This is a genomic window from uncultured Roseobacter sp. (assembly GCF_947492555.1).
Lineage (GTDB): Bacteria > Pseudomonadota > Alphaproteobacteria > Rhodobacterales > Rhodobacteraceae > Roseobacter.
Genome location: NZ_CANLNE010000005.1, coordinates 90818 through 116963, shown reverse-complemented (window position 1 = coordinate 116963; position 26146 = coordinate 90818). Strand labels below are relative to the sequence as shown.

Here is a 26146-nt window from a genome sequence, read left to right as displayed (position 1 = left end):
GGCATTACTGTCAGGCAATTGCGGCATCCGGGCAAGGTGAAAACAATTGCTCAGTCTGTCGCGGCGATGTCCTTCATGGCGCCGAGAAAAGTGCTGACTTCCTCGACACTATTATAGTGGCACATTGAGACCCGGACAGCGGCCTCCAGACCCAGCGGATCGAGGATGTTGCCTGAGTAGTGATCTGCCTTGCGAACATGTGTTCGGATGCCCTGTGCATTCAGAGCGCCGACGATTGCAGCGGCAGGCAGGTGGTTCAGGGCGAAGCAGACCAGTCCTTCGCGCGCGGGATTATCGATGCCGCCCAGAATGGTGATGCCCGGTAGTTCCGCCAGACCGGGCAGGTTGCCGGTCCCATGCAGCATCGCCTGGGTCAGCGCGTCTTCTTGATCGTGTATGGCAGCCCCCGCAGCCTCCAGCCGGATGCGTCGGTCATCGCTGTCGCTGTGCTGTGCGCCCAGCCAGTCGAGATAGGCGACGACATCAGAGAACGTCGCATAGGCACCAGTATCGCGGGTGCCCATCTCCCAATGGGCACGTGGGCCGTTCGCCAGCTGCTCCAGGGGCAGCGCCGTCATCCGATCCGACACCCAGGCCACCCCATAGCCATGGCGCGAAAAGGCTTTGTAGGGAGAGATGACATAGCCATCGATGTCATAGGCGGCGATGTCGATGTGACCGTGGCTTGCATGTTGGATGCCATCGACGAAGATGTAGGCCTCCGGGGCGACGGCCCGGATTGCGGCAGCAATAGAGGCCACATCATTGGCGATGCCGGTTACCGGTGACGTATGCAGGATGGTCGCGACCCGCACGTCCGGGGTCATGAGGGCAGCATAGGCATCAGGGCTGACCGATCCGGTGGCATCGTCGTGTGGCACGGAGATATAGTCTTTTCCCGCAATCTGCGCCCAATGTGTTGCGGCGGAACGCGACGCGGGGTGTTCGACGGTTGAGCCGATCACCGCCCCGCCCTCAGGTGCTCCCATCACTGCCGTGCGGATGAGGCGAAAGGTGAGTTCGGTGCCGCTTTCCCCGACAAAGAACTGGCCACCCCTCGGGTTGAAGAAATCCATCATATCCGCCTTGGACTGTTCGATCAGGTCAACGAGCGCATGGGCGGCAGGGTTGTCGCGACCCTGATTATCCGGAATAGCGGCGAATTTTGCCGAGGTCTCGACGACGGAATTCAGCGTCAGTGCCCCGCCCGCGTTTTCAAAGAAGATGCGCGGTCCCTGAAACGGGCAGCTGTCCACATGGGCAAATCGGGCACGGACATCGGACATCAAATCAGGGGAAAAAGGGGGCATGTCGGTCCACGCAAGTAAAGGTTGTGGAACTCATTCAGGCGATAATAAGTTGAGTGTCAAGCGGCACCGGCTCGACAGGTGCGTTTCGGAGTTTCCCATGGACCAGACCGCACGCTACGAAGAAGAAGAAAAAGAAGAAGCCTCGGTTCAGAATGCTGCCGCCCTTGCCCCCAAGCTGATCTATGAGGTGATCCGCCGCGAAGGCGAAGAGGAAATGGCGCGGCCCAAACGGTCGTTGATCTGGTCGGGCATCGCTGCGGGGGTGATGATCAGCCTGTCGGTTCTGGGCGAAGCGATTTTCCGGACCTATCTGCCGGATGCGCCCAGCAGTTACCTGATCGAGAACCTGGGTTATTCGCTGGGCTTTCTCGCCGTGATCATGGGGCGCATGCAGCTTTTCACCGAAAACACGATCACGACAGTGCTGCCCGTCATGGTGGAGCGGACATGGTACACCTTTGGGTGCATGCTGCGGCTCTGGGGGATCGTGATGACGGCAAATGTGATTGGTGCCTTTGCGGTGGCGGCCCTTTTCGTGTTTACCCCCGCGATACCGGCAGAGATCATGGTGTCCGTCGTTGATCTGTCGCATCACGCGACGGGCATGGGGGCGGATGCCTCCTTCTGGCGGGCCATTCCTGCGGGCATTATCGTGGCGCTGATCGTCTGGATGCTGCCGCAGGCGGACAGTGCGAAATTCTTCCTTATCCTGGTTTTCACCTGGCTGATCGCCGCGGGGGATTTCACCCATATCGTGGCCGGATCGGTGGAGATGGCCGTGCTGGTCTGGATGGGTGACATCACTGCCGCGACAGCCATTGGCGGGTTTTTTATCCCGGTGCTGACAGGAAACATCATTGGCGGGACGGTAATCTTCACCCTGATGGCCTGGGGCCAGGTGCGCGACGAGCTGCCGGACAAATAAACCTGTTTGGGAACCATTTGACGTTTTGGCACGTTGAGAGGGCAAGACGGAACAAAGGAGAAAGACATGTTTGAGTATGCAGGAATTGGGGGACTGATCATTCTGGTCCTGAACATCTGGGCCATCGTGTCGATCATCGGATCAGGCGCGTCAACCGGCAGCAAGGTGCTCTGGACTCTACTGGTACTGGTCTTGCCGATCGTCGGCTTTATCGCTTGGCTGATTGCGGGACCGAGATCGTCCAAAGCCGCCATTTGATATGGCGCCACCGCGACGCCTGAGCTTCGCGATGAACCGGGCGGTGTTCTTCGCCGTCGGTAAACAGATCGCCAATAACAACCTCGGCCTGATTGCGGCCGGGGTTGCTTTCTATTCTATGCTCTCGGTTTTTCCGGCACTCGCCGCTTTGATCGCCATTCTCAGCCTGGTTGCAGATCCTGCCGTGGTAATCGTCCAGCTGGAAGAAATCCGCGGGCTGATGCCCGACGCGGTTTATACCATTCTCAACAAGCAGATCGTGACCCTGGTCAGTGCCAGTTCCGGCACGCTGGGTTGGGCGGGTGCTGTATCTCTGGGTGTCGCCCTCTGGTCGGCGCGGGCGGGGGTCGGGGCGATGATGCACGGGCTTAATCTGGTCTATGCGCAAAAAGGGCGCTCCAGCATCAAGCACTACCTACGTGCGCTTTTGCTGACCGTCAGCCTGCTGGGCGTGGGCATTGTCTCGCTGCTCACCATTGTGGTGACGCCGATTGTGCTGTCGTTCTTTCCGTTGGGCACGCTTGCCTCTTTCATGATCGAACTGCTGCGTTGGGCCATCGCCATCGTGGTTATTTTTGGCGGTATCGGCATGCTTTATCGATTTGGCCCCAACCGCAAAGGCATTCGCATTGGTTGGCTGACGCCCGGTGCCGTGATGGCGGGCACGAGCTGGGCGATCATGTCCATCGCCTTTTCATTCTACGTTGCGCATTTCGGCAATTACAACGAAGTCTACGGGTCCATCGGTGCTGTCATTGCGATGCTGATCTGGCTCTGGATCAGCAGTTTCCTTGTGCTGTTGGGCGCGGCGCTCAATGCCGAGATTGAAAGACGCAGGCCGACCATCTCTCCTGAACCTTCCCCTCAGATCGACGTCGCCGACGAGGTCGAGCCAAAACCGGCAGAATAACTGCGGCAAGCCGTCACGCCCCAAGGTTTTCCGGAACATACTCCGGGTGCCGCGTGTTTCTCCTTTGACAGAAGAAAAGGAGAATGACGATGACAAGCGCATTGAATGTAGTACCAGAGACAACCGACATCAGCACCGGTGTCAAAGACGCCGAAGCGATGGCGCAGGGTCTCGAAAACGCATTGGCGGATACTTATCGCATGCTGTTCAAAACGCATGCAACTCATTGGAATGTGGAGGGTCCGCTGTTCTTCTCGGTGCATAATCTGACGGAAGAACAATATGAAAACCTGTTCAAGGCCGCCGACGATATCGCCGAACGCATTCGCGCATTGGGCCAGCTGGCGCCGTCAACACTCTCGTCGATTGTCGCCAACTCGGTGATTCAGGATGAAGAAACGCCGGCGTCGGCAGGCGAGATGTGTGAAGACCTGGCCGCAGATCATGAACGTGTGGCCCATCGCTTGCACGCGCTGATCAAAGTTGCGGGCGAGCACGGAGACCCGGTGACAGAGGATATGGCGACCGAACGCGCCGCGTTCCATGAGAAAGCCGCGTGGATGCTGCGCTCCATCGCCAAGAGCTGACGGATGATTTGCAGAAACGAAAAACCCCGCTGGAAGCAGCGGGGTTTTTTGTGTGCGCCTGCTATGTGCGTCAGGCTTTTAATGTTTCCGTGGAGGAGAAGAACATTGCCTGGCTGACGGCGGAGATCACCTGATCCTCGGTATATGGTTTCGAGATCAGGAACGCCGGTTCGTGCTTGTCACCGGTCAACAGACGTTCGGGGAAAGCGGTGATGAAAATCACCGGGCGTTCACCGAGGTTCGCCATCAGATCATTCACCGCATCGATGCCGGACGAGTTGTCCGCCAGCTGAATATCGGCGAGGATCAGATCTGGCTTGTCCGCTGACCCAAGCGCCACGGCCTCGTCCCGGGTGCGGGCGACGCCCGTAACGCGATGTCCCATCTCAGACACGATGCTTTCGATGTCCATTGCAATCACCGCCTCGTCCTCGATGATCATCACGGAACCGGAAACCGCATCGGCCATCTCACGCCGCGCGATTTGCACCAGCTCTTCGGCCTCGCTCTGATCGACGCCGATGATGCTGGCAATCTCGCCAAAGCTGAACCCTTCGACGCTGTGCAGCAGCAAGGCTTCGCGGCTGTTGGCCGTCAGGCGCGACAGATGCTTCTGTGCGCGTGCTTTCAATCCGCTCTCGCCGTCATCCACCGGGGCGCCGGCGCTGGACCAGATGCCGTAGAGCACTCGAAACACGCCGGTTTTTACTGCTGCGCCATCCAGCACGGACCGATCAGTCAGGATGGCCTCGAGCGCTGCCGCAGCGAATTGGTCGCCGCTGCTCTGGCTGCCGGTCATCGCGCGCGCAAAGCGGCGCAGATAGGGCAGGGCAGTGCCGAGTTCTTCACTGATGTCCGGGGAGACAGAGGCATCCGACATATGAAATCTTCCTTTTTTCACTTTTCTTGGAACCGAACGCACAGTTGCGAGTTTGGTTCCGACGCAGGTGGGATATTTTTAACCTTCTCGGGGAATGATCGGCAGTATGACTCAGCCAGGCGGAAACAGGAAACGTGAAAGCGTGATCGACGAAAATTTGAAGCGAGTCTACGAAGAGGCGCTGGAAGAGGGCGTTCCGGACCGCTTCAAGGACCTGCTGAATGCGCTCAAGGAACAGGATCAGGCCAAGGGATCCAATAAATGAGCACGCCGGACCCTCGCGATGCATTGGTGGAGCATTTGCCCGCCATGCGCGCCTTTGCAATCAGTCTTACCCGAAATGGCGCAACAGCCGACGACATGGTGCAGGATACGCTGGTCAAGGCCTGGACGAACATCGATAAGTTTCAGGCCGGCACCAACATGCGCGCTTGGCTATTCACCATTTTGCGCAACACTTATTATTCCTCCCGCCGGAAGGCGAAACGCGAAGTCGCCGATGTTGATGGCACCCATACTGAGGGTTTAGCCGAAAAACCGGCGCATGACGGACGTTTGCAGATGACGGACTTTCGCCAGGCCTTTGCTCAACTCAGCGACGAGCAACGCGAAGCGCTCTTGCTGGTTGGCGCGTCGGGCTTTTCTTACGAAGAAGCTGCGGATATGTGTGGTGTAGCAGTCGGCACGATCAAAAGCCGTACCAACCGGGCACGGCAGCGGCTGGCCGAACTGATGCAGCTGGACGATGATGAGGCGCTTGAGATGACCGATGATGCGACAATGTCGGTGCTGACGGCGGCCAAAGCCACCTCCTTCTGACAATGACAGGCGGGTTTCTGGATGGCGATGTCTTTCGCGGCCTCGCATTTCGTATCCTCGTCTTTTTATCGCTTGCCCTTTTGCCTTTTGGTCTCATTGCGGTCGTGCAAACCCAGGAGATTGCTCAACAGGCCGAAGAGAAAACGGCGTTGTCGTTGCTCGGCCTGACGGAACAGGCTTCAGGGGCGGAACGTAACTTTATCCAGGAAGGCTTTGGCGCCGCTGAGGCGCTCAGTTCCATTGTGCGGTTGTTTGTGGAGGATGCGCAGGCCTGCGTCTCTTTCCTGCGCGCGTATCAAATGGCCTCCGGCGTCTATTCCATGGTGGGCTTCTTACCGGCAGATGGCGTGATGACCTGTTCGTCAGCCGGAGGGGAATATGATTTCAGCGCTTATCCGGATTTCGACTTGGCCCTTGCAACACCAGAACGCTCCGTTGTTCTGAGCCGCACCGGACCCATTACACAACAACCGACGCTCGTGGTTGTGAGCCCGGTATTTGAGCGTGACGTTTTTGGCGGTTTCATGCTGTTGTCCATCAATCTGACAACTCTCGAAGAATCCAAGGATACCCCGACCGAGATCAGCCCCTCTGACCTGGTTATTTTTAATGCGGCCGGCGAAATCCTGACGTCGGATCGGGCACGGCTGGTGACCGAGGCCGATTTACCCTTGAACCGGAGCCTGAAAACGCTTGTTGGCGACAACACGTCTGTCTTCGAAGATGTGAATGGTAAAGAAGAGGAACGGATCTACGCGGTGGTGCCCATTGTGCCGGACGTGGTCTACGCGATGAGTATCTGGCGTCAGGCCGATGTGCTGGCCAGTGCAAGCCAGACAGGCACGCTCAGCGTGTTTCTACCCATTCTGATGTGGATAGCCAGCCTCGTGGTCGCATTCTGGTCAATCAATCGGCTGGCCATTCGATACATCCGCAAACTGGGCCGCCAGATGCGCCTTTTCGCCTACAACCGATCAATGCCGCGGTCTGCCATGGGGCAGGGGGTGCCGAAGGAATTTGTGGATATTCAGACCGCGTTCATGGGCATGGCGGAGTCGATTATTCGGGATGAGGCGTCGCTCGAGGACTCCTTGCGTGAAAAGAACATCCTGCTGAAGGAGGTGCATCACCGGGTCAAGAACAACCTGCAACTGATCTCTTCGATCATGAACATGCAGATTCGGCGTGCCCCAACCGACGAGTCGCGCCTCGTTCTGAAACGCTTGCAGGAGCGCATTCTGAGCCTCGCGACGGTGCACAAGAACCTCTACCAGAGCGATGGTTTGGAACGGGTCGACGCGGGCGCGCTGGTCGAAGAGATCGTGGGGCAGCTGCTGGTGGTTGGTTTGCCCGCAGGGTCTGCTGTCACAGTGGAACAGTCCTATGCGCCCGTGCAATTGGATACGGATGACGCAGCTCCGTTGACCCTGTTGGTCTCCGAGGCCGTGACCAACGCGATGAAATACATCGGACAGGCAACCGCGCGGGACCCTGCGAAACTCAAGATCGAACTGTCGCAGGAGGACGGCGAGATAGCTGTTTTCGCAATCTCCAACTCCGTAGGAGAGGCCACGGAGGCAGAAAGTACGGGGCTTGGTAAACAATTGATCAATGCTTTCGCTCGGCAGTTGAATGCCGAGGTCACTACCGAAGTCAAAGAAGGGGTGCACTGCTTGACGTTGGCCTTCCCTGTGCCCCATCGGGTCAAGACCATCCAGGATTATTAACTATATTCTGATAGCTATGGAACAAATCCGAAGCAAACAACGTTTTTCCCACGAACACTGAGGAAAGGAACCCTGACATGTCGATTGACCTGTTCGTTTTCGGGCTTTCCATTCTGACTGTGGTTGCGCTGATTGTTCTTGTTCTGACGAGCGAGGGCAAAGGCAGACGTGGTGACGACAACGACTAGATCGTTGTTGTGACGGACCATTGTTGGTCATCCTTACGCAGGGGTTTCCCTTGCCTGAGAGCCACCGCCTGATAGCGGCGGAAGAAAGCCAAAACAGATAGACCCCTGATCGCCCATGGCGGTCAGGGGTTATCTTGTCAAAAGCTGGGAGGTGTGCAGGCGCTGATGATCTCGCACTCCTCGGTGCCGGTGTTTCGGAACCGGTGAGGCAGCTGGCTGTTGAAAAGATATCCGTCACCGGGGCCCAGGGTATCGACCGCGTCGTCCACGGTGATCTCGATTTGACCGCGAATGATCACCCCGGCCTCCTCTGCATCGTGGCTGAGCAGTTCCGGCCCGGTATCCGCCCCCGGTGCATAGCGCTCGTGCAGCAGCTGCAGGGCGTGCTCCTGCGCGTTCCCCAGCTGCCGCAGGGACAGGAGTTGCGCCTGCGGCCCATCGAGATCGGGGGGTGCGATTTCGGTGAATTCCTCGGCAGTGTAGAAGTATTTGCTCTTACTGCTCTCTTCGAGCGTGGCAAAAAATTCGGCCATCGACACCTGAATTGCATCCAACAGGCTTTTGAGCGAGGCCACGGACGGGCTGGTCTTGTTCTGCTCGATCAGGGAAATCGTGCCATTGGTCAGCCCCGCCCGTGTGGCAAGTTCCCGCTGGGAAAGCCCCCGTTTTTTTCGGATCGTGCGTAGCCTGTGTCCAATATCCAAGAGGCCGGTTCCTCGTCTTTCGGTGACATGTTGGTTTTGCTTGGTTTTTTAAACAGCAAGCGGGGTCTGTGCTCAATCCCTTTTCTGCCAGGTGCGGTCGAGAAGTCATCCATTCCATAAAAACACCCGTAGAATCACGATTGACAACAAAATTAAACGGCGTATCGATATTTTAAACATCTCGCCTGACATCAAAGGAATGAGCATATGGCCAGCACTGTCAAAACGCCTGCGGCAAAAAAGCCGCGCAAACCCCGCGCGGCAAAAGCCCGCAAGATCGCTGTGGTTTCCACGACGCCCGCCGAACAGAGCAATGCAGCCCTGCTCGCCCGCCGCGAGGCGGCGGTCCCGCGCGGCGTCGCCTCTGCCGCGCCGGTGTTTGCGGAGCGCGCGGAAAATGCGGAATTGTGGGATGTGGAAGGCAAACGCTACATCGATTTCGCCGGTGGCATCGCCGTGTTGAACACCGGGCACCGCCATCCGTCGGTCGTCGCGGCGGCGAAGGCACAAGAGGACAAGTACACGCATACCTCCTTTCAGGTGGTGCCTTATGAGCCTTATGTCGCACTGGCAGAAAAGCTGAATGCGCTGGCGCCGGGGGATCACGCCAAGAAATCCTTGCTGGTGACCACAGGTGCGGAAGCCGTTGAGAACGCGGTCAAAATTGCCCGCGCGGCAACAGGTCGTCCCGGTGTGATCGCCTTTACCGGTGGCTATCATGGCCGCACGCTGCTCACACTGGGCATGACCGGCAAGATCAGCCCCTACAAGAAGGACGTAGGCCCGTTTCCGTCCGATATTTTCCGTGCGCCCTTCCCATCCGTGCGCGATGGCGTCACTGTCGAGGACGCGCTGACCGGGCTGCAGAACCTCTTCCTGACCGACGCACAGCCGGACCGTGTTGCCGCGATCATCATCGAGCCCGTGCTGGGTGAGGGGGGGTATACACCTGTGCCCTTCGAGATGATGCAGGCGCTGCGCCAGATTTGCGACGAGCATGGCATCCTGCTGATTGCGGATGAAATTCAGGCGGGCTTTGGCCGTACCGGCACGTGGTTTGCGATTGAGCATTCGGGCGTGGTGCCGGACCTGATCACCGTCGCAAAATCCATGGCGGGCGGCTACCCGATTGCCGGCGTGATCGGACGTGCGGACATCATGGACGCGATGGCGCCTGGCGGTCTGGGCGGTACATACGGCGGCAACCCGGTGGCCTGCGCTGCCGCCCTGGCCGCGATCGAAGCCATTGAGAGTGAAGGGCTGCTGGCCCGCTCGCTGGAAATGGGCGAGACCTTCCGCGCCCGTTTTGCCGAGATTGGTGCGCGGGTTGCGCCCTACCGGATGTGGGACATCCGTGGCCTTGGCGCGATGCTGGCGGTCGAATTCGTCACCGACTTTGACACCGCGACACCGGATGCGGCCCTCGTGAAATCCATCTGCGCCCATGCGCTGAAACGCGGGTTGATCCTGCTGGCCTGCGGGATGCATGGCAACGCCTTGCGGATCATGGTGCCCCTGACTGCGTCAGACGAAATCATTGCCGAAGGCATGGCGATTTTCGAGGCAGCACTTGCGGATGCGGTGGCAGAACAGGCCGCCTGACGCGCGCCATTATAGCATTACCGGAAAGGGCGCCTTTGAGCGCCCTTTTTAACAGGGTGGGGGTGCGAAGCTTTCGGCGCTCGCCCGTGCCCAGCGTTTGCGGTAATCGGTACCGATATCTTCCTGGGTGTTGAGCAGGAACCCTTCCGGCAGATAGGGATAGGCCTCGTTTCCCTCGACCATTTCCTTGTCGCCCAGGCGCACCATCATGTGTTGCGGCATGAAATCCCCGGGGTGTTTGAGCCCGGCAGCTCCCGTCATTTCACCCAAAGCCTGCAAAGTATTGTCGTGAAACCGCGCGACGCGTTGCGACTTTGAGCCGACATCAAGCGCCCGCTGGCGGATCGGGTCCTGCGTGGCCACGCCGACGGGGCAGTGGTTGGTGTGGCAGGCCTGCGCCTGAATGCAGCCGATGGCGAACATGAACCCGCGTGCCGAATTGCACCAATCCGCCCCAAGCGCCAACGCCCGCGCGATGTCAAAGGCCGAGATGATCTTGCCCGCCGCGCCCACCTTGACCTGATCGCGCAGGCCTGCGCCGCGCAGGGTATTGTGCACGAAGGTCAGCCCCTCGATCAGGGGCATGCCGATGTGGTTGGAGAATTCGACAGGGGCCGCGCCCGTGCCGCCCTCGGTGCCGTCCACCACGATGAAGTCGGGCGCAATCCCGGTCTCCAGCATCGCCTTGACCATGCACATGAACTCCCGCCGGTGCCCGATGCACAACTTGAAGCCCACCGGCTTACCCTCTGATAAATCGCGCAATTGTCCGATAAACTGCATCATCTCAATGGGTGTCGAAAAGGCGGAATGCGCGGCGGGTGAAATACAATCCTCGCCCATGGGAATGCCGCGCGCCTCTGCGATTTCGGGGCTTATTTTCGAGGCCGGCAGCATGCCACCATGTCCCGGTTTTGCCCCCTGGCTGAGTTTCAACTCGATCATCTTGATCTGATCGAGGCTGGCCGTCTTTTTGAACTTCTCTGGATCAAAGGAGCCGTCTTCTGCCCGGCAGCCGAAATAGCCGGACGCGACCTGATAGATCAGATCGCCGCCCCCCGCCTTGTGATAGCGGCTGACCGAGCCTTCACCTGTGTCATGGGCAAAGCCGCCCAGTCTTGCGCCAGTGTTCAGCGCCTCGATCGCGTTGGCAGATAGAGAGCCAAAGCTCATCGCCGAGATGTTGTAGAGCGACGCGTCATAGGGCTGCTTGCAGGCATCCCCGCCGATTTTCACCCGGAAATCCGTGTCTTCGATGTGAATAGGGCTGACCGAATGCGTCACCCAGGCGTAGCCCGCATCATACACCCTTTGCCGCGTGCCGAAGGGGCGTTTGTCTTCCTGACCCTTCGCGCGCTGATAGACCAGACTGCGGGCGTCACGGGAAAACGGCTCCTCGTCCTGATCGGATTCGATGAGGTACTGACGAATCTCTGGCCGAATGCCTTCGAAGAGGAATCGCATATGCCCGAGCACGGGGTAATTGCGCAGAATCGAATGGTGCGGCTGCCGTACATCATGCAGCCCCAGAAACGACAGGAAGATGAAGAACGCTGCCGGGATCAGCATCCAACTGGTCCAGATCAGCGCAGCGATCAGGCAAAGAAAACTGGCCACCACAACACCTGTGAAGGTGGTGTAGCGCAACATGGATCCGAGATCTGGCATATATCTTCCTGTTGTGGCCGCCGCTTTGGGTGCGCTCTATCGAAACGGCGGGCTGATGGCGTCACGAAAAATTAAACATCCCCGAATGATGATTCATTGTGCGGAGTAGCGCAAGCTTTCCTGCTGTCACGCTTTGGTGGGCAGGAAACAGGTATAGCGCTTGAACAACACTCAAAAGCTTCGTACGCTTTTGGAGAACAGGGTGTGCATGAACAATATAGCGAATCCAGCCGCAAGATAAGTCGGAGCGCACCTGCCGGAGGATTGGGGAGCCTCACCGTCGTCATCCGCCCGTGCGGGGTCGTCGGGCCGCCTTTCCTGCCGAGGATCAAAAGGGAGAGGTGATGCGCGCGTTTAAAATACTAATCGATCCGGCCGGTCGTATAGCGCGCAAGCAGGCTGAAATGCTTATTCTCTCGAAATGCCTTAACGTCGTTTTCACTTTGCGCCTGTTCCTGAGGTTCCAACTGACGGCAGATGGGCGTAAGGCAACGTGGCGCGAAGTCGTATGTGGGTCATGCTGGCCCCCTTCGCCGCGACGGAGTGTTTTGTTATGACCCCATTCGCCATTGCCGGCGTGCAGATGTACGTGAACGCGCTGCATTCCAATGTGGAAGGGATGATCCACCGGCTGGACGTGCTGATGGCGCGGTTCCCCTGGACGCAGATGGTGCTGTTTTCAGAGCTGGCGCCCTATGGTCCGCTCGACAAGTTTGCCCAGGCCCCGCAGAACGAGGCGCTCGACACCTTCTGCGAAGCAGCGCGCAAGCATCGTGTCTGGCTGATCCCCGGTTCGATGTTTCTGCGCGACCCGGAGACGGGCATGATCTTCAACACCGCCGTGGTGATCAACCCTGAAGGCGAGATCATCAAGCGGTATGCCAAGATGTTCCCCTTCCGGCCCTATGAGACGGGCATTGCCGCGGGCACTGAGTTCTGCGTTTTCGACGTGCCGGAGGTCGGGCGGTTCGGTCTGTCGATCTGCTACGATATCTGGTTCCCCGAAACCACGCGGCAACTCACAGCGCAGGGTGTCGAGGTGCTGTTGCACCCGGTGCTGACCGGGACAACCGACCGGGACGCGGAACTGGCAATCGCGCGGTCCACGGCGGCACAGTTCCAATGCTACGTCTTTGATGTGAACGGGCTCGGCGCGGGCGGCGTGGGCAAATCGCTGGTCGTGGATCCCTCGGCCCATGTGCTGCACCAGTCTGCGGGACAGGAAGATATGTTCCCCATCGAGGTCGACCTGTCGATGGTGCGCCGCCAGCGCGAAACCGGCATGAAGGGGCTGGGTCAGGTTCTCAAGAGTTTCCGCGACCGATCCGTCGATTTCTCGGTCTATGACCGGAACAGCGGAACCGATGCCTATCTCAAGACGTTGGGCCCACTGGAAATACCTCAACAAGGGACGCGCGCAGGACTTCACGTGGATGTGCCAGCAGAAAAAGTACAGGAAACGCCTGCGTTCAAAGGTATGGCGATTGACACGCTGTCCGGATCCGTGACCGCGCATCCTGCGTCCAATACGACGAAAACTGCCCAAGCAGAGGCAGCACCCCAACCCCCGACCGAAGAAATTCGGGGGAGCGAAAAACAATCTAGCGGGTAGATCGCCGGGCCTTGTCGGGCGGTCACTGCCGCCCGGCGTATCAATCGGTGGTTTTCCCGGACAGCGGAGGACAACTGATGCACGCGATAAACGATTACTCTTCGGCCATTCAATTACGGTCGGACAGGTGGAGCGCGCTGCGCGAAACAACCGCCGCGCTGACCCGCAGTCCCAAGCCCAAACAGGAAGCGGAACTGCGCAAAAAGGTCGAGCAGCTCTTCAAGTCTCTCGCGGTGATCGAACCCTATTGGGCATTTCCGGGCATGTCCGCCTTTGACCATATGCGGCGGCAGTTTGAGCATAACTCCTTGGACGACTTGGCTTTTGCGGTGGGACGGGTGACACGGGCACTCACGACCGGGGCCTACCGGCGGCGGCATATCCCGTTGGAGCGGGATAGTGTCGATGCCGAAGAACATGACGATGAGGCGATGCTGCCACCCGAGGCACGGGCGTTGGCCAAGCCCTACTTTGAAGTGTTGATCGTCGACAATGTGAACGAACATCAGGAGCGTTGGCTGCGCAGCAATGTCACGCGGATGCGCCGTGCCGAGGACCCCTTTGTCTACGAGGCGCTGGTGGTGCCAAGCCTTGAGGACGCGCTGGTTGCGGTGCTCTTCAACCACAATATTCAAGCCATTGTGGTGCGACCCGGGCTGGTGCTGAAATCCAAGATGGATCAAGAGATCGTTGCCCGGTTCATCACCCGTGCAGGCGGGCAGGAAGAGATCGACAACATGCTGCCCGAGAATTACGGGCCGGAATTATGCCGACTGGTAGCCAAGGTGCGACCCGAGCTGGACGCTTATCTGGTGACCGAGCGGTCGGTAGAAGAGATCGCAGGGCTGGATCTCGGGATTTGTCGGCGGGTGTTCTACAATCAGGAAGACTTCATGGAGTTACACCTGAACATTCTGCGCGGGGTTCAGGCACGCAACAAAACACCGTTTTTCAACGCGCTGGTGGAGTACTCCAAACAGCCCACCGGTGTGTTTCACGCCATGCCCATCAGCCGCGGCAAATCCATCAGCCGCAGCCACTGGATTCAGGACATGGGGGCCTTTTATGGACCGAACATCTTTCTGGCCGAGACCTCAGCCACCTCTGGCGGGCTCGACAGCCTGCTGGAGCCGCACGGCCCGATCAAGGAAGCGCAGGAACTGGCCAGTCGGGCGTTCGGTTCCAAGCAGACGTTTTTTGCCACCAACGGCACCTCGACCTGTAATAAGATCGTTGTGCAAGCCCTTGTTCGGCCCGGAGATATCGTATTGGTGGACCGCGACTGCCACAAGTCGCACCACTACGGCATGGTGCTGGCGGGCGCGCAGGTCTGTTATCTCGACAGCTATCCGCTGAATGAATATTCAATGTACGGCGCGGTGCCGCTGCGCGAGATCAAGCATCAGCTTTTGAAGCTTAAGGCCGAGGGCAAACTGGACCGGGTGCGTATGCTGTTGCTCACCAACTGCACCTTTGACGGGCTGGTCTATAATGTCGAGCGGGTGATGGAGGAGTGTCTGGCGATCAAGCCCGACCTGATTTTCCTCTGGGACGAAGCGTGGTTCGCCTTTGCCCGGTTCAACCCGACCTATCGCCAACGTACGGCCATGGCTGCGGCTGGCAACCTCAGAGAGAAGTTCCGCAGTGACACCCATGAGCGGCTCTATGAAGCGCAGCAGAGCATGCTGGAGGGATGCGACGACGAGAAACTTCTGGAGACGCGGCTGATCCCGCCGCCCAACGCCCGCGTGAGGGCCTATGCGACGCAATCTACGCACAAAACGCTGACCTCTCTGAGACAGGGGTCGATGATCCATGTCTACGATCAGGATTTCAAAGGGGAGGTAGAGCAGGCGTTCCATGAGGCCTATATGACGCACACCTCAACGTCGCCGAACTACCAGATCATTGCGAGCCTGGATGTTGGACGGCGGCAGGTCGAATTGGAGGGTTTCGAGTTCGTGCAGCGCCAGATCGAGGCGGCGATGTCGATGCGGCGCGCGATCATGACACATCCGCTGTTGTCCAAGTATTTCAAGGTGTTGACTGCCGGCGATATGATTCCGGACGTCCACCGCCAGTCGGGTGTGACCAGCTATTACGATGCGGAGCAGGGCTGGACCGACATGTGGGATTGCTGGGCGCAGGATGACTTCGCGCTGGATGCCACGCGGGTCACCCTGGCCGTGGGCGGCACGGGCTGGGACGGCGATACGTTCAAGACCGATATCCTGATGGATAAATACGGTATCCAGATCAACAAGACCTCGCGCAATACGGTCCTGTTCATGACCAATATCGGCACCACGCGGTCGTCTGTGGCTTACCTCATCGAGGTGCTGGTGGAGATCGCCAAATCGCTGGATGAGCGGCTGGATGATGCCAGCCGGATGGAGCGGCTGTCGTTTGACCGGCGGGTGCAGAACCTCATGGAGGAGCTGCCGCCGCTACCTGATTTCAGCCGCTTCCACGATGCCTTCCGGCAATGTGATGTCACTGGGGAAGGCGACATTCGTTCGGCCTTCTTCCTCGCTTATGACGAGGAGAAATGTGACTATCTGGACATTAACGGCTCGCTTGGCGCAGCGCTGGGCGCGGGGGAAGAAGTCGTCTCGGCCAGCTTCATCATCCCCTATCCGCCGGGCTTTCCGATTCTGGTGCCAGGGCAAGTGGTGAGCAAGGAAATACTGGCCTTCATGCTGGCGCTGGATGTCAGCGAAATCCATGGCTACCGGCCCGATCTGGGGCTGCGGGTCTTCACCCAAGAGGCGCTGCAAGCGCTCGTCGATGCCAAGAATGGCACCAAACTGGCCTCCGCGGCCGAATAATACCAACAGAGAGGACATTAAGACATGGCAGCCACGGTTCTGAAGAACATCTCGGAGATCCGCCGCTATTTCCACCGCAATGAGGACCCGATTTATTTCATTTCGGCCACGAACTTCAATCTGTTGGGGCTCGATGAGTGGGTGAAGAATTTCAAATACATCTGCTACATCGACTGTTACGGCGGCAAGCATCCAAACGTGTTCTGTCCCTCCGAGCAGCCACATGCGGAATTCCAGTCCATCGAGGACATCAACAACTACCTGTTGCAGCACAAAGAGGTGATCGATTTCATCAAGCGTCGGGGTGGCAAGCCGAAATTTGTCTTCCTCATGTTCGATGAGGAGACGGAGCGCCTGTCGAAGGAACTGGGTGCAGATGTCTGGTTCCCCAAAGCGAAGCTGCGCACCAAGATGGACAACAAGATCGAAACCGTGCGGATCGGCAACAAGGCGGGGGTGCCCTCGGTGCCGAACGTGCTGGCCGAGGTGAAGTCCTATGAAGATCTGAAGAAGACCTGCGAGAAGGCCAAGATCGGGCACGATCTGGTGCTGCAATCGGCCTTTGGCGATTCCGGGCACACGACTTTCTTCATCAAGTCCGAAGCGGATTTCCGGCGGCATGAGCATGAGATCGTCGGCGAGGGCGAGATCAAGATTATGAAACGGATCGACTGTCGCGGCTCTGCGATCGAGGCCTGTGCGACCAAGGAAGGCACCATCGTTGGCCCGCTAATGACGGAGCTTGTCGGTTTCAAGGAACTGACGCCCTATCGCGGCGGCTGGTGCGGCAATGAAATCCTGTCGACGGCCTTCCCGCCGAAAGTGCGGCAGAAAGCGCGTGATCTGACCTTCAAATTCGGTGAGCAACTGCGCAAGGAAGGCTATCGCGGATACTTCGAGTTGGACTTCCTGATCGACAAAAAGACCGGCGATCTCTGGCTGGGTGAGCTAAACCCGCGCATTACAGGCGCGTCCTCCATGACTAATCACGCGGCCTTTGCCCATGCGGATGCGCCGCTGTTCCTTTTCCACTTGCTGGAATTCTCGAAAAAGAAATTCAACCTGGATGTGGATGAGCTGAACGCCCGCTGGGCCGACAGCGCCAATATCGACAGCTGGTCGCAGATGGTGATCAAGCACACCGACGACAGCGTGGACATCTGCACCGGCAGTCCGGAAACCGGTATCTACAAGATGCTGGAGGATGGGCGCGTGGTGTATGACCGCTTCGACTATCACCGCCGCGCGGTGGAGAGCGAAAACGAGGCGTTTTTCCTGCGTATCCTGCAGCCGGGGGACTACCGCTATGAAGGGGCAGACATCGGCATCCTGGTGACGCGCGGCCGGTCCATGACCAAGAATTTCCGGTTGAATGAACGGGCTAAAAAGTGGATTCACGGCATCAAGCAATCGGTCACGGCCAAGCCGCTGCCCACCGCGACCGCCTTCGACGATCCGGCGTTCAAGATCCTCTGACCCGAAAGGATATGCGCACCCCATGTTATGGCGCGCCGTAAGTGAAGACAGCCCCGGGCCGAAATGGTCCGGGCTTTTTGCCGAATACTGGCCAGACTACAAAGACTGGTGGTTGAAGGAGGGCGAAAGCACGCGCCCGACCTACGCGGAGTCGCGCTCTGCCTTGCAGCATCATATGCCGGAGATCGTGCCACTCTACGATGAGCTCTGCGAACTGGCTGGCGGCGGTGATCTGGCGGCGCGGTTCTTGTCGTTCTACTGCCCGCCGCCCTATCTGGCGGGCTGCAGCCAGGCGATCTGGACCGGCAAGGAGCCGGTCATGGTGCGCAACTATGACTACAATCCAAATGCCTTCGACAGCCTCGTTCTGCACACGAAATGGCAGGGGCGCCGGGTCATGGGCACCTCAGACGGGCTCTGGGGGCTGGTGGATGGCGTAAACGACGCGGGCCTGTCGATTTCGCTCACCTTCGGCGGGCGGCGCGTGGTGGGTGATGGGTTCGGTGTGCCCCTGATCCTGCGCTACGTATTGCAGACCTGCGAAACGTCGGAAGAGGCGGGCGCGGTGCTGGCTCGGGTGCCGACGCATATGAGCTATAATGTGACTGTGCTGGACAAAAAGCGCCGGTATCTGACGGCGATGATGGCACCGGACCGGCCCGCGTTGATCACCCATGCCGCCGTTGCCACCAATCATCAGGAAAACGTCGAATGGGTCAGCCACGCCCGGTTCACCGCCACGGTGGAACGTGAACGCTTCCTTTTGCACAGGCTCACCCTGCACCGGGACCCCGAAGAAAAGTTTATTGGGGCCTTTCTCAAGCCACCTTTGTACTCCACGGCGTTCAATGCTGGCTTTGGTACGCTTTACACGGCGGTTTACCGGCCGAAACGGCGTCAAATGGAACTGCGCTGGCCCGGGACGGTCTGGTCGCTGTCGATGAAAGACTTCGAAGAAGGCGGGCGTCGCATACTCTTGCCCGGTGCCGCCTGAGTTTTTTGCATGCTCAAATTTTTGCCAATAGAATCAGCGCGCTTCACGCTAAAGTTGCAGAAGGGGCTTGCCAAACCGCGCCCTGTCCCAAAGATTGTCATCAGAAAAACAAAAAGGGGAGACTACAATGAAATTCACCACATCACTTCTGTCTGTCGCGCTGCTTTTGTCGAGCACCGCGCTGGCTTCGTCCGAGACGTTGCGGTGGGCGCGCGCGGGCGACAGCCTGACGCTGGATCCACACGCGCAGAACGAAGGCCCAACCTCGACGCTGGCGCATCAGATCATGGAACCGCTGGTCCACCGTGATCATTCCGGCACTATTGTGGCCGCATTGGCAACGGAGTGGACACCGTCGGAAGAAGATCCGAACGTCTGGATTTTCAAGCTGCGCGAAGGGGTGACCTTCCACGATGGATCCAGCTTTGACAGCTCGGATGTGAAGTTCAGCCTTGAGCGCGCCATGACGGAGGATTCCGACTATAAGGAACTGCTTGCCTCCGTGTCCGAGGTGAGGGCACCTGACGCCTACACCATCGAGATCGTGACCGACGGCCCGAACCCGATCATGCCCAACAACCTGACCAACATGTTCATCATGGACCAGGAGTGGGCCGAGGCGAACAACGCTGTGAAGGTGCAAGACTATGAAGGTGGCGAGGATACGTTCGCCGCCAAAAATGCAAATGGGACAGGGCCTTACAAGGTTGTGAGCCGCGAACCCGACGTCAAGACCGTGCTGGCGCTCAACGAGAACTATTGGGGCAAGGATGAATTCCCGCTCGAAGTGACCGAGATCATCTACACGCCCATCCAGAACGCGGCCACCCGCGTGGCAGCCCTGCTGTCCGGTGAGGTTGATTTCATTCAGGACGTACCGGTGCAGGATCTTGAGCGGGTCGCAAGTACCGATGGGCTCGACGTGCGCACGGCGCCGCAAAACCGGGTGATCTTCTTCGGCATGAACGTCGGCGATGAAGACCTTGCCAACGACAGCGTCGAAGGGGCCAACCCGCTGGCGGATGTGCGTGTGCGCGAGGCGATGAACCTCGCCATCAACCGCGATGCCATCAAGCAGGTGGTGATGCGGGGCCAGTCGGCGCCTGCGGGCATGATCGCGCCGCCCTTTGTGAACGGCTGGGACGAGGCGATGGATGCGTCCTCATCTACCGATCTCGAAAAGGCGAAAACGCTGATGGGTGAGGCCGGTTATGGTGACGGTTTCTCGATCCAGCTCGACTGCCCGAACGACCGCTACATCAATGATGAGGCGATCTGTCAGGCCGCCGTTGGGATGCTGGCGCAGATCGGGGTGAACGTGAACCTCGATGCCAAGCCCAAGGCGCAACACTTCCCGCTGCTCAGCAATCTGGAAACGGATTTCTACATGCTGGGCTGGGGCGTGCCGACCTACGATTCCGAGTATATCTTCAACTTCCTGGTACACGGTCGTGACGACAAATACGGGTCTTGGAATGCGACGCGCTACACCAACGACGATCTGAACGACAAGATTCAGAGCCTCGCGTCGAACACCGATCTGGAAGCGCGTGACGCCGATATCGCCGCGATCTGGCAGGTGGTACAGGATGAGAAGATCTATATCCCCATCCACCACCAGGTGCTGAACTGGGGCATGAAATCCGGTGTCGACACGGTTGTCGAAGCGGAAGATTCGCCCAAAATCAAGTATTTCAAGCTGAACTGAGCCTGAGACGCTTGTGATATAAAACGGCGTGGCCCGATCACCGGGCCGCGCCGCCACCGCTTTCCCGCATCTCCTGCTGAAAGGGTTCCTCTTATGCTTCGTCCCATTTCACTCGCCGCCGCCCTGATGGTTTCCGCCTCCGCCCTTGTGGCCGAGGAGTTCCGATGGGCCGAGACGACCGACCCGCAAACGATGGACCCGCATGCGGTGAATTCCGCCGCCGTCCTGGGGTTTCTCAACAACGTCTACGAAGGGCTGGTGCGCCGCGGCAAGGACATGACCATCGAGCCGGCGCTGGCCACGGCATGGGAACCCATCGGGGCCGGGGAGGGCTGGCGCTTTACCCTCCGGCAGGGCGTAACCTTCCACGATGGCAGTACGTTTGATGCGCAGGATGTCCTCTTTTCATATCAGCGTGCTTCCGACGAAGCCTCCGATACCCGCAGCTGGTTCGCGCCGGTCTCCGAGGTCAAAGTGGTCGATGACTACACCGTCGACATCATGACCACGGCGCCGAACCCGATTTTCCCCGATAGCATTGCCAACTGGATGATGATGGATTCAGGCTGGGCCGAGACAAATAACGCAGCGCGCCCGGACAAGGACAACGGCAACTTCGCCACCCTGAACGCCAATGGCACCGGTGCTTTCCAATTGACGACGCGAGAGCCGGGACTGCGCACGGTGCTGGAGCCCTTTGGCGCTTGGTGGGATGAGGTAGAGCACAATATCACCCGCGCCGAGCTGACCCCGATCCAGAACCCGGCCACGGCGGTCGCGGCCCTGCTGTCGGGCGATGTGGATTTCATCAACCCGGTGCCCATTCAGGACACCGCCCGGCTGGCCGCAAATGATCAGGTAAAGGTCATTCAGGGGATCGAAGCCCGTGTGATCATGCTGGGCTTTCCACATGAAGCCGAGGCACTGAAGTATTCCGGCGAAACTACCGATGCCAACCCCTTCGCTGATGCGCGTGTCCGCCAGGCGGTCGCCCATGCGGTGAATGTACCTGCGGTCCTGCAGACGATCATGCGCGGGAACGCCGAAGAGGTCAGCCAGCTGGTGAGCCCGGCCATGCGCGGCTATAGCGCAGCACTGGCCGACCGTCCCGCATTCGATCCTGACAAAGCCCGCGCCCTGTTGTCCGAGGCGGGCTATCCTGACGGTTTCTCCTTCGGGTTGAAGTGTCCCAACGACCGTTATCTGAACGACGAATCCGTCTGTCAGGCCATCACCGGTATGCTGGCGCAGGTGGGGATGCGGGCAACCCTCGATGCGATGCCGGTCCAGAATTACTGGCCGGAACTGCGCAGCGACAACTATGATATGTATCTGCTGGGCTGGTCGCCGGGCACGTTTGACGCCGAACACCCAGTGCGGTTCCTGGCCAGCACACCGAATGAAGAAAAGAAGCTAGGGTCTTGGAATTTCGGTGGCTTTTCTAATGCGCGTGTGGATGAATTGCTGCCGATGATCCAATCCGAGATCGATGATAGCAAACGTCAGGCCATGCTCGATGAGGTCACCAAGATCCTGCAGGACGAAGTGGCCTATGTGCCTTTGTACGTCCAACCGCTGGTCTGGGGCACGCAGGCCAATATCGCGCTCACGCAGCGCCCCGATAACTTCTTTATTCTGCGCTGGGTCACTGTTAATTGACCCGGCACAGGCCAAGGCAGGGCAGGCTTTGCGCTTGACCCCACCCAAGACAGGCAACAAAAAGACATATGCTCGCTTTCGTCATCCGCCGTGTGCTTCAGTCCATTCTCGTGCTGCTTGTGGTCGGATTGGTGGCGTTTTCCATGTTCCGTTTCGTTGGCGACCCCGTAGACAACATGCTGGGGCAGGAACGCACGCAGGCGGATATCGAGCGTTTGCGCAGCCAGTTGGGGCTGGATCAACCATTTGCGGTACAGTATTTTAAATTCCTGCAAGGTGCTGCGCAGGGCAATTTCGGCGTCAGCTACCGGCAAGGCCGCCCGGTATCCGACATCCTGATAGAACGCGCACCGGCCACGCTTGAGCTTGCCGCTGTCTCCGGGTTTCTCGCGATCAGTATCGGCATCGCGCTCGGCGTCTTTACCGCCATCCGGCGCAACGGGTTTACCGCCAATGCGATCATGTCCGTCTCGCTGATCGGTGTCTCGCTGCCAACCTTCCTGATCGGGATTCTCCTGATCTACCTGTTTTCCGTGGAACTTGGCTGGTTGCCCAGTTTTGGCCGGGGCGACACGGTGATGATCGGTGGTTGGTCGACCGGGTTTCTGACGGAAAGCGGGCTAAAGGCGCTGATCCTGCCCTCGATCACGCTTGGGCTTTACCAGATGACGCTGATCATGCGGCTGGTTCGGTCCGAAATGCTGGAAGTCCTGCGACAAGACTACATCCGCTTTGCCCGCGCCCGGGGGTTGCGCGACCGCGCGGTCAATTTCCGTCACGCGCTCAAGAACACGCTGGTGCCGGTGATCACGGTCACCGGGTTGCAGCTGGGCTCCATCATCGCCTTTGCCATCATCACCGAGACGGTCTTTCAATGGCCGGGTGTTGGCCTCTTGTTTATCAACGCCATTCAGTTCGTGGATATCCCGGTCATGGCCGCCTACCTGATGCTGATCTCGGTGATGTTCGTGGCCATCAACCTGATCGTTGATCTGCTTTACTTTGCAATCGATCCGCGTCTGCGCGTCGATAGAACGGCGGCCCACTGATGTCCGAGACCTCCCTTGAACCCACTGTACAGGCCGCCGAACGCTCGCGCTTCCGCCTCGCGCTGGAAAGCGACTTTGCCTATCAATTCAAGAAGTCTCCCGTTGCCATTGTCTCTGCAACCGTTGTCCTGGTCATGGTACTCTGTGCGGTCTTTGCACCGCTGATCGCTCCCTATAACCCGTTTGATCCGGCGTCGCTGAACCTGATGAACGGGTTCTCGAAACCGATGGAGCCCAATGCCTTTACCGGAGACACCTTCTGGCTGGGAACGGATGATCAGGGCCGCGACGTGTTTTCCACCATCCTCTACGGCATGCGCATTTCGCTCTTTGTCGGCGCGGCGGCGGTGCTCTTTGCCATGGTGCTTGGCGTCACCCTCGGCCTTGTGGCGGGGTATCTGGGCGGCTGGACCGAAACGATCATCATGCGGGTTGCCGACGTTCAGCTGACGTTCCCCGCGATCCTTGTGGCGATGCTCATTTTCGGCATCGCCAAGGGCATCACCCCGGTGGAATACCGTGACCAGATGGCGATCTGGGTGCTGATCATTGCAATCGGTCTCAGCGACTGGGTGCAATTTGCCCGCGTTGTCCGGGGGGCCACACTGGTGGAGAAGAACAAGGAATACGTGCAGGCCGCGCGGCTGATCGGGCGCGGGTCGGGTGCAATCATGCTGCGGCACATCCTGCCCAATGTGCTGTCTCCCGTGCTGGTCATTGCCACTATCTCGCTGGCGCTGGCGATCATCGCCGAGGCGACCTTGAGTTTTCTCGGGGTAGGGGCGCCGCCGACACAACCGTCGCTGGGCACGCTCATTCGCATCGGTCAAGGCTTCCTCTTCTCGGGTGAGTGGTGGATTCTGCTCTTCCCCGCCGTAACCCTGCTGGCGCTCGCGCTCAGCGTGAACCTGCTCGGCGACTGGCTCCGCGACGCCCTGAACCCGAGGCTGCGGTGATGATCGACCCGAAGGTCACGAACCGAACCCGGGCGCCCTATTACCCGTGGGGTGCGGGCTGCGACGGCTGGCGGCTGCTCGACACGGCGGAGCTGTCGGTGATTGAGGAACGCATGCCGCCCGGCACCAGTGAAGAACGGCATTTTCACCGGCACGCGCTCCAGCTCTTCTACGTCCTGACAGGGCAGTTGACCATCGAGGTCGAGGAGGATGTGCACGTGCTTGGTCCCGGCGACGCATTGCCCATCGTCCCGCCCGCACCCCACCAGGTCCGCAACGAAGGCGCGGCTGAGGTCCGTTTTCTGGTGATCTCCGCCCCGCCGACCACCAACGACAGGCAGGTTCAGTGACCCCCATCCTCTCCATACGCGACCTCACCGTCGAGATCCCCACACGGCACGGCATCCTGCGGCCGGTGAGCGGGGTGAGCTATGACATCGCCGCCGGCGAGATCCTCGGCGTGGTGGGCGAGAGCGGGGCGGGCAAGTCGATGGCAGGGAATGCGGTGATCGGGCTCTTGAGCCCGCCCGCGCATATCGCGCAGGGCGAGATCCATGTGAACGGCGCGCGGATCGACCACCTGGAAGGCGACGCGATGCGGCGCCTCAGGGGCAAGGAAATCGGCATGGTGTTTCAGGACCCGCTGACCTCGCTCAACCCGCTGCTCAGGATCGGCGACCAACTGACCGAGACCATGCTTGCGCATCTCGACATCTCTCGCAGCGAGGCCGACAGACGCGCGGTTGCAGCACTGGAGGAAGTGGGCATTCCCGGTGCCGCAGAACGTGTGGGCAGCTACCCGCATGAGTTCTCCGGCGGCATGCGTCAGCGGGTTGTGATCGCCCTTGCGCTCTGCGCCGAACCTTCCCTCATCATCGCGGACGAACCGACGACGGCGCTGGATGTCTCCGTTCAGGCGCAGATCATCGCGCTGTTGAAAAAGCTCTGCCGTGAACGGGGCACTGCCGTCATGCTGATCACCCATGACATGGGCGTCATCGCCGAAGCCGCAGACCGGGTGGCCGTCATGTATGCCGGGCAGTTGGCGGAACTTGGGCCGGTCCGCGACGTGCTGACCGCGCCGCATCATCCCTATACCGATGGTCTGATGGGCTCGACCCCGCTGGCCTCGCGCGGCAAGGATCGTTTGCACCAGATCCCAGGTGCGATGCCGCGTTTGGATGCGCTTCCTGAAGGCTGCGCCTTTCATCCGCGGTGCCCGTATGTACAGGACGCCTGCCGCGTCTCTCCCGGTCCCCGGATCGAAGATGGTGCGGGCCGCGCGGCTTGTCTCTTTCCCATGACGCGGGAGGCAGTGGCCTGATGGCACTTGTCGATATTCATAATCTGACACGCATCTTTGACGTCTCAAAACCCTGGCTGAACCGTGTGGTGGAGCGGCGGGAGAAATCATATCTGACGGCCGTGTCGGACGTCAGTTTTGAGATTGCCGAGCGCAGCGTTTACGCATTGGTTGGCGAAAGCGGATCAGGCAAGTCGACCATTGGCAAGATGCTGGTAGGGCTGCTTGGGCCTAGCTCTGGCGCGGTCGAAATCCGCGGTATCGACCTCGCGCGCGAAAGTGATGCCGCGAAAATCGATGCCGTACGGCGGGACATCCAGATGATTTTCCAGGACCCCTTTGCCTCGCTCAATCCGCGCTGGCGGGTGCGCGATATCATCGTGGAACCCGTGGCGGCGCGGGGCGGGGACACCGATGGCATGGCCGAGCGCCTGCTGGAGCAAGTGGGCTTGTCCGCGCGGGATGCTGGCAAGTTCCCGCATGAGTTTTCCGGGGGTCAGCGCCAGCGTATCTGTATTGCTCGGGCCCTTGCCTCCGAGCCCAAGCTGATCGTCTGTGACGAGCCGACCTCGGCGCTGGATGTCTCCGTTCAGGCGCAGGTGCTGAACCTGATGAGCGATCTGAAGGACACATTCGGTCTGACCTATCTTTTCATCAGTCACGATCTGACCGTGGTTCAGCACATGGCCGACCGGATCGGCGTGCTTTATCTGGGCCGTCTGGTCGAAGAGGCGGACCCGGATGCGCTGTTTGACGACCCGAAACACCCCTACAGCCAGATGCTTCTGGCGGCGGCTCCACAGCTCGACAGTTTTGGCCGGGATGTCCCACCGCCAACAGGCGAAATCCCGGATCCGATCAACCCGCCGACAGGCTGTGCCTATCATCCGCGATGCCCCCTTGCCGCGGAGATCTGCAGCCAGAAACGCCCCGAAATGCGCGAGATACGCGGCGCGCGGGTGGCCTGCCACATGGCGGAGTGA

Annotated in this window: 23 protein-coding genes; 19 read left to right on the top strand and 4 right to left on the bottom strand. The window is 59.3% G+C overall.

Annotation, left to right across the window (positions count from 1 at the left end):
* Nucleotides 1–50: 50 nt before the first annotated feature.
* Complete coding sequence (locus tag Q1A07_RS20390) at nucleotides 51–1310, bottom strand: aminotransferase class V-fold PLP-dependent enzyme (RefSeq protein WP_299784065.1); 1260 nt, start codon at nucleotides 1308–1310, stop codon at nucleotides 51–53.
* Between the two features lie 97 nt (nucleotides 1311–1407).
* Here Q1A07_RS20390 and Q1A07_RS20385 point away from each other — a divergent pair, with 97 nt between their 5' ends.
* The 4 genes from Q1A07_RS20385 (at nucleotide 1408) to Q1A07_RS20370 (ending at nucleotide 3990) form a co-directional block, all read left to right on the top strand.
* Nucleotides 1408–2235 (top strand): formate/nitrite transporter family protein, encoded by an 828-nt coding sequence (locus Q1A07_RS20385; protein ID WP_299784062.1) that lies wholly within the window; start codon nucleotides 1408–1410, stop codon nucleotides 2233–2235.
* Nucleotides 2236–2301: 66 nt separating this feature from the next.
* Nucleotides 2302–2493, top strand: a complete 192-nt coding sequence (locus Q1A07_RS20380; protein WP_299784060.1) for a PLDc N-terminal domain-containing protein — start codon at nucleotides 2302–2304, stop codon at nucleotides 2491–2493.
* Between the two features lies 1 nt (nucleotide 2494).
* Nucleotides 2495–3403 carry a YihY/virulence factor BrkB family protein gene (locus Q1A07_RS20375; protein WP_299784059.1) on the top strand — a complete coding sequence of 303 codons (909 nt, stop codon included), beginning with the start codon at nucleotides 2495–2497 and terminating at the stop codon, nucleotides 3401–3403.
* A gap of 89 nt (nucleotides 3404–3492) precedes the next feature.
* Nucleotides 3493–3990 (top strand): DNA starvation/stationary phase protection protein, encoded by a 498-nt coding sequence (locus Q1A07_RS20370; protein ID WP_299784057.1) that lies wholly within the window; start codon nucleotides 3493–3495, stop codon nucleotides 3988–3990.
* A 70-nt stretch (nucleotides 3991–4060) separates the two neighbouring features.
* Here Q1A07_RS20370 and Q1A07_RS20365 read toward each other — a convergent pair whose 3' ends face one another.
* Nucleotides 4061–4870, bottom strand: coding sequence for a response regulator (locus Q1A07_RS20365; RefSeq protein ID WP_299784055.1), 810 nt, complete (start codon nucleotides 4868–4870; stop codon nucleotides 4061–4063).
* A 142-nt stretch (nucleotides 4871–5012) separates the two neighbouring features.
* Here Q1A07_RS20365 and Q1A07_RS20360 point away from each other — a divergent pair, with 142 nt between their 5' ends.
* The 3 genes from Q1A07_RS20360 to Q1A07_RS20350 are packed head-to-tail and all read left to right on the top strand — an operon-like array spanning nucleotide 5013 to nucleotide 7416.
* Nucleotides 5013–5135, top strand: coding sequence for a NepR family anti-sigma factor (locus tag Q1A07_RS20360; protein WP_366523804.1), 123 nt, complete (start codon nucleotides 5013–5015; stop codon nucleotides 5133–5135).
* Nucleotides 5132–5689, top strand: a complete 558-nt coding sequence (locus Q1A07_RS20355) for an RNA polymerase sigma factor (protein WP_299784053.1) — start codon at nucleotides 5132–5134, stop codon at nucleotides 5687–5689. Before Q1A07_RS20360 ends, Q1A07_RS20355 begins: the two co-directional genes overlap by 4 nt.
* Before the next feature lie 2 nt (nucleotides 5690–5691).
* Nucleotides 5692–7416 carry a histidine kinase dimerization/phosphoacceptor domain -containing protein gene (locus Q1A07_RS20350; protein ID WP_299784051.1) on the top strand — a complete coding sequence of 575 codons (1725 nt, stop codon included), beginning with the start codon at nucleotides 5692–5694 and terminating at the stop codon, nucleotides 7414–7416.
* A 325-nt stretch (nucleotides 7417–7741) separates the two neighbouring features.
* Here Q1A07_RS20350 and Q1A07_RS20345 read toward each other — a convergent pair whose 3' ends face one another.
* Complete coding sequence (locus Q1A07_RS20345) at nucleotides 7742–8308, bottom strand: cupin domain-containing protein (RefSeq protein WP_299784049.1); 567 nt, start codon at nucleotides 8306–8308, stop codon at nucleotides 7742–7744.
* A 207-nt stretch (nucleotides 8309–8515) separates the two neighbouring features.
* Between Q1A07_RS20345 and gabT the strand changes: the two genes are divergently transcribed.
* Nucleotides 8516–9910 carry a 4-aminobutyrate--2-oxoglutarate transaminase gene (gene gabT / locus Q1A07_RS20340; protein ID WP_299784047.1) on the top strand — a complete coding sequence of 465 codons (1395 nt, stop codon included), beginning with the start codon at nucleotides 8516–8518 and terminating at the stop codon, nucleotides 9908–9910.
* A gap of 48 nt (nucleotides 9911–9958) precedes the next feature.
* On the opposite strand, the gene Q1A07_RS20335 is transcribed toward gabT, so the two are convergent.
* Nucleotides 9959–11578, bottom strand: coding sequence for an FMN-binding glutamate synthase family protein (locus tag Q1A07_RS20335; protein ID WP_299784045.1), 1620 nt, complete (start codon nucleotides 11576–11578; stop codon nucleotides 9959–9961).
* A gap of 553 nt (nucleotides 11579–12131) precedes the next feature.
* Between Q1A07_RS20335 and Q1A07_RS20330 the strand changes: the two genes are divergently transcribed.
* The 11 genes from Q1A07_RS20330 to Q1A07_RS20280 all read left to right on the top strand — a co-directional run bounded on the left by Q1A07_RS20330 (nucleotide 12132) and on the right by Q1A07_RS20280 (nucleotide 26146).
* Complete coding sequence (locus tag Q1A07_RS20330) at nucleotides 12132–13190, top strand: carbon-nitrogen hydrolase family protein (protein ID WP_299784043.1); 1059 nt, start codon at nucleotides 12132–12134, stop codon at nucleotides 13188–13190.
* A 77-nt stretch (nucleotides 13191–13267) separates the two neighbouring features.
* Nucleotides 13268–16018 (top strand): aminotransferase class I/II-fold pyridoxal phosphate-dependent enzyme, encoded by a 2751-nt coding sequence (locus Q1A07_RS20325; protein ID WP_299784041.1) that lies wholly within the window; start codon nucleotides 13268–13270, stop codon nucleotides 16016–16018.
* 24 nt (nucleotides 16019–16042) lie between these two features.
* On the top strand, nucleotides 16043–17494 hold the full coding sequence (locus Q1A07_RS20320; protein ID WP_299784039.1) for a biotin carboxylase: 1452 nt from the start codon (nucleotides 16043–16045) through the stop codon (nucleotides 17492–17494).
* A 22-nt stretch (nucleotides 17495–17516) separates the two neighbouring features.
* Entirely contained in the window at nucleotides 17517–18488 is a 972-nt protein-coding gene (locus Q1A07_RS20315) for a C45 family peptidase (RefSeq protein ID WP_299784037.1), read from the top strand.
* A 127-nt stretch (nucleotides 18489–18615) separates the two neighbouring features.
* Nucleotides 18616–20196 (top strand): ABC transporter substrate-binding protein, encoded by a 1581-nt coding sequence (locus tag Q1A07_RS20310; protein WP_299784035.1) that lies wholly within the window; start codon nucleotides 18616–18618, stop codon nucleotides 20194–20196.
* Nucleotides 20197–20289: 93 nt separating this feature from the next.
* The gene (locus tag Q1A07_RS20305) at nucleotides 20290–21855 is read left to right on the top strand and encodes an ABC transporter substrate-binding protein (RefSeq protein WP_299784033.1); all 1566 of its coding nucleotides are present in this window, start codon (nucleotides 20290–20292) and stop codon (nucleotides 21853–21855) included.
* Nucleotides 21856–21923: 68 nt separating this feature from the next.
* Nucleotides 21924–22904, top strand: coding sequence for an ABC transporter permease (locus Q1A07_RS20300; protein ID WP_299784031.1), 981 nt, complete (start codon nucleotides 21924–21926; stop codon nucleotides 22902–22904).
* Nucleotides 22904–23860: an ABC transporter permease gene (locus tag Q1A07_RS20295; RefSeq protein ID WP_299784029.1), complete on the top strand. Its 957-nt coding sequence runs from the start codon at nucleotides 22904–22906 to the stop codon at nucleotides 23858–23860. Before Q1A07_RS20300 ends, Q1A07_RS20295 begins: the two co-directional genes overlap by 1 nt.
* A complete protein-coding gene (locus Q1A07_RS20290) occupies nucleotides 23860–24210 on the top strand; it encodes a cupin domain-containing protein (RefSeq protein ID WP_299784027.1) in 351 nt (116 codons plus the stop codon). The genes Q1A07_RS20295 and Q1A07_RS20290 overlap by 1 nt, the downstream gene beginning before the upstream one ends.
* Nucleotides 24207–25184, top strand: coding sequence for an ABC transporter ATP-binding protein (locus Q1A07_RS20285; protein WP_299784025.1), 978 nt, complete (start codon nucleotides 24207–24209; stop codon nucleotides 25182–25184). Before Q1A07_RS20290 ends, Q1A07_RS20285 begins: the two co-directional genes overlap by 4 nt.
* Nucleotides 25184–26146: an oligopeptide/dipeptide ABC transporter ATP-binding protein gene (locus Q1A07_RS20280; protein WP_299784023.1), complete on the top strand. Its 963-nt coding sequence runs from the start codon at nucleotides 25184–25186 to the stop codon at nucleotides 26144–26146. Before Q1A07_RS20285 ends, Q1A07_RS20280 begins: the two co-directional genes overlap by 1 nt.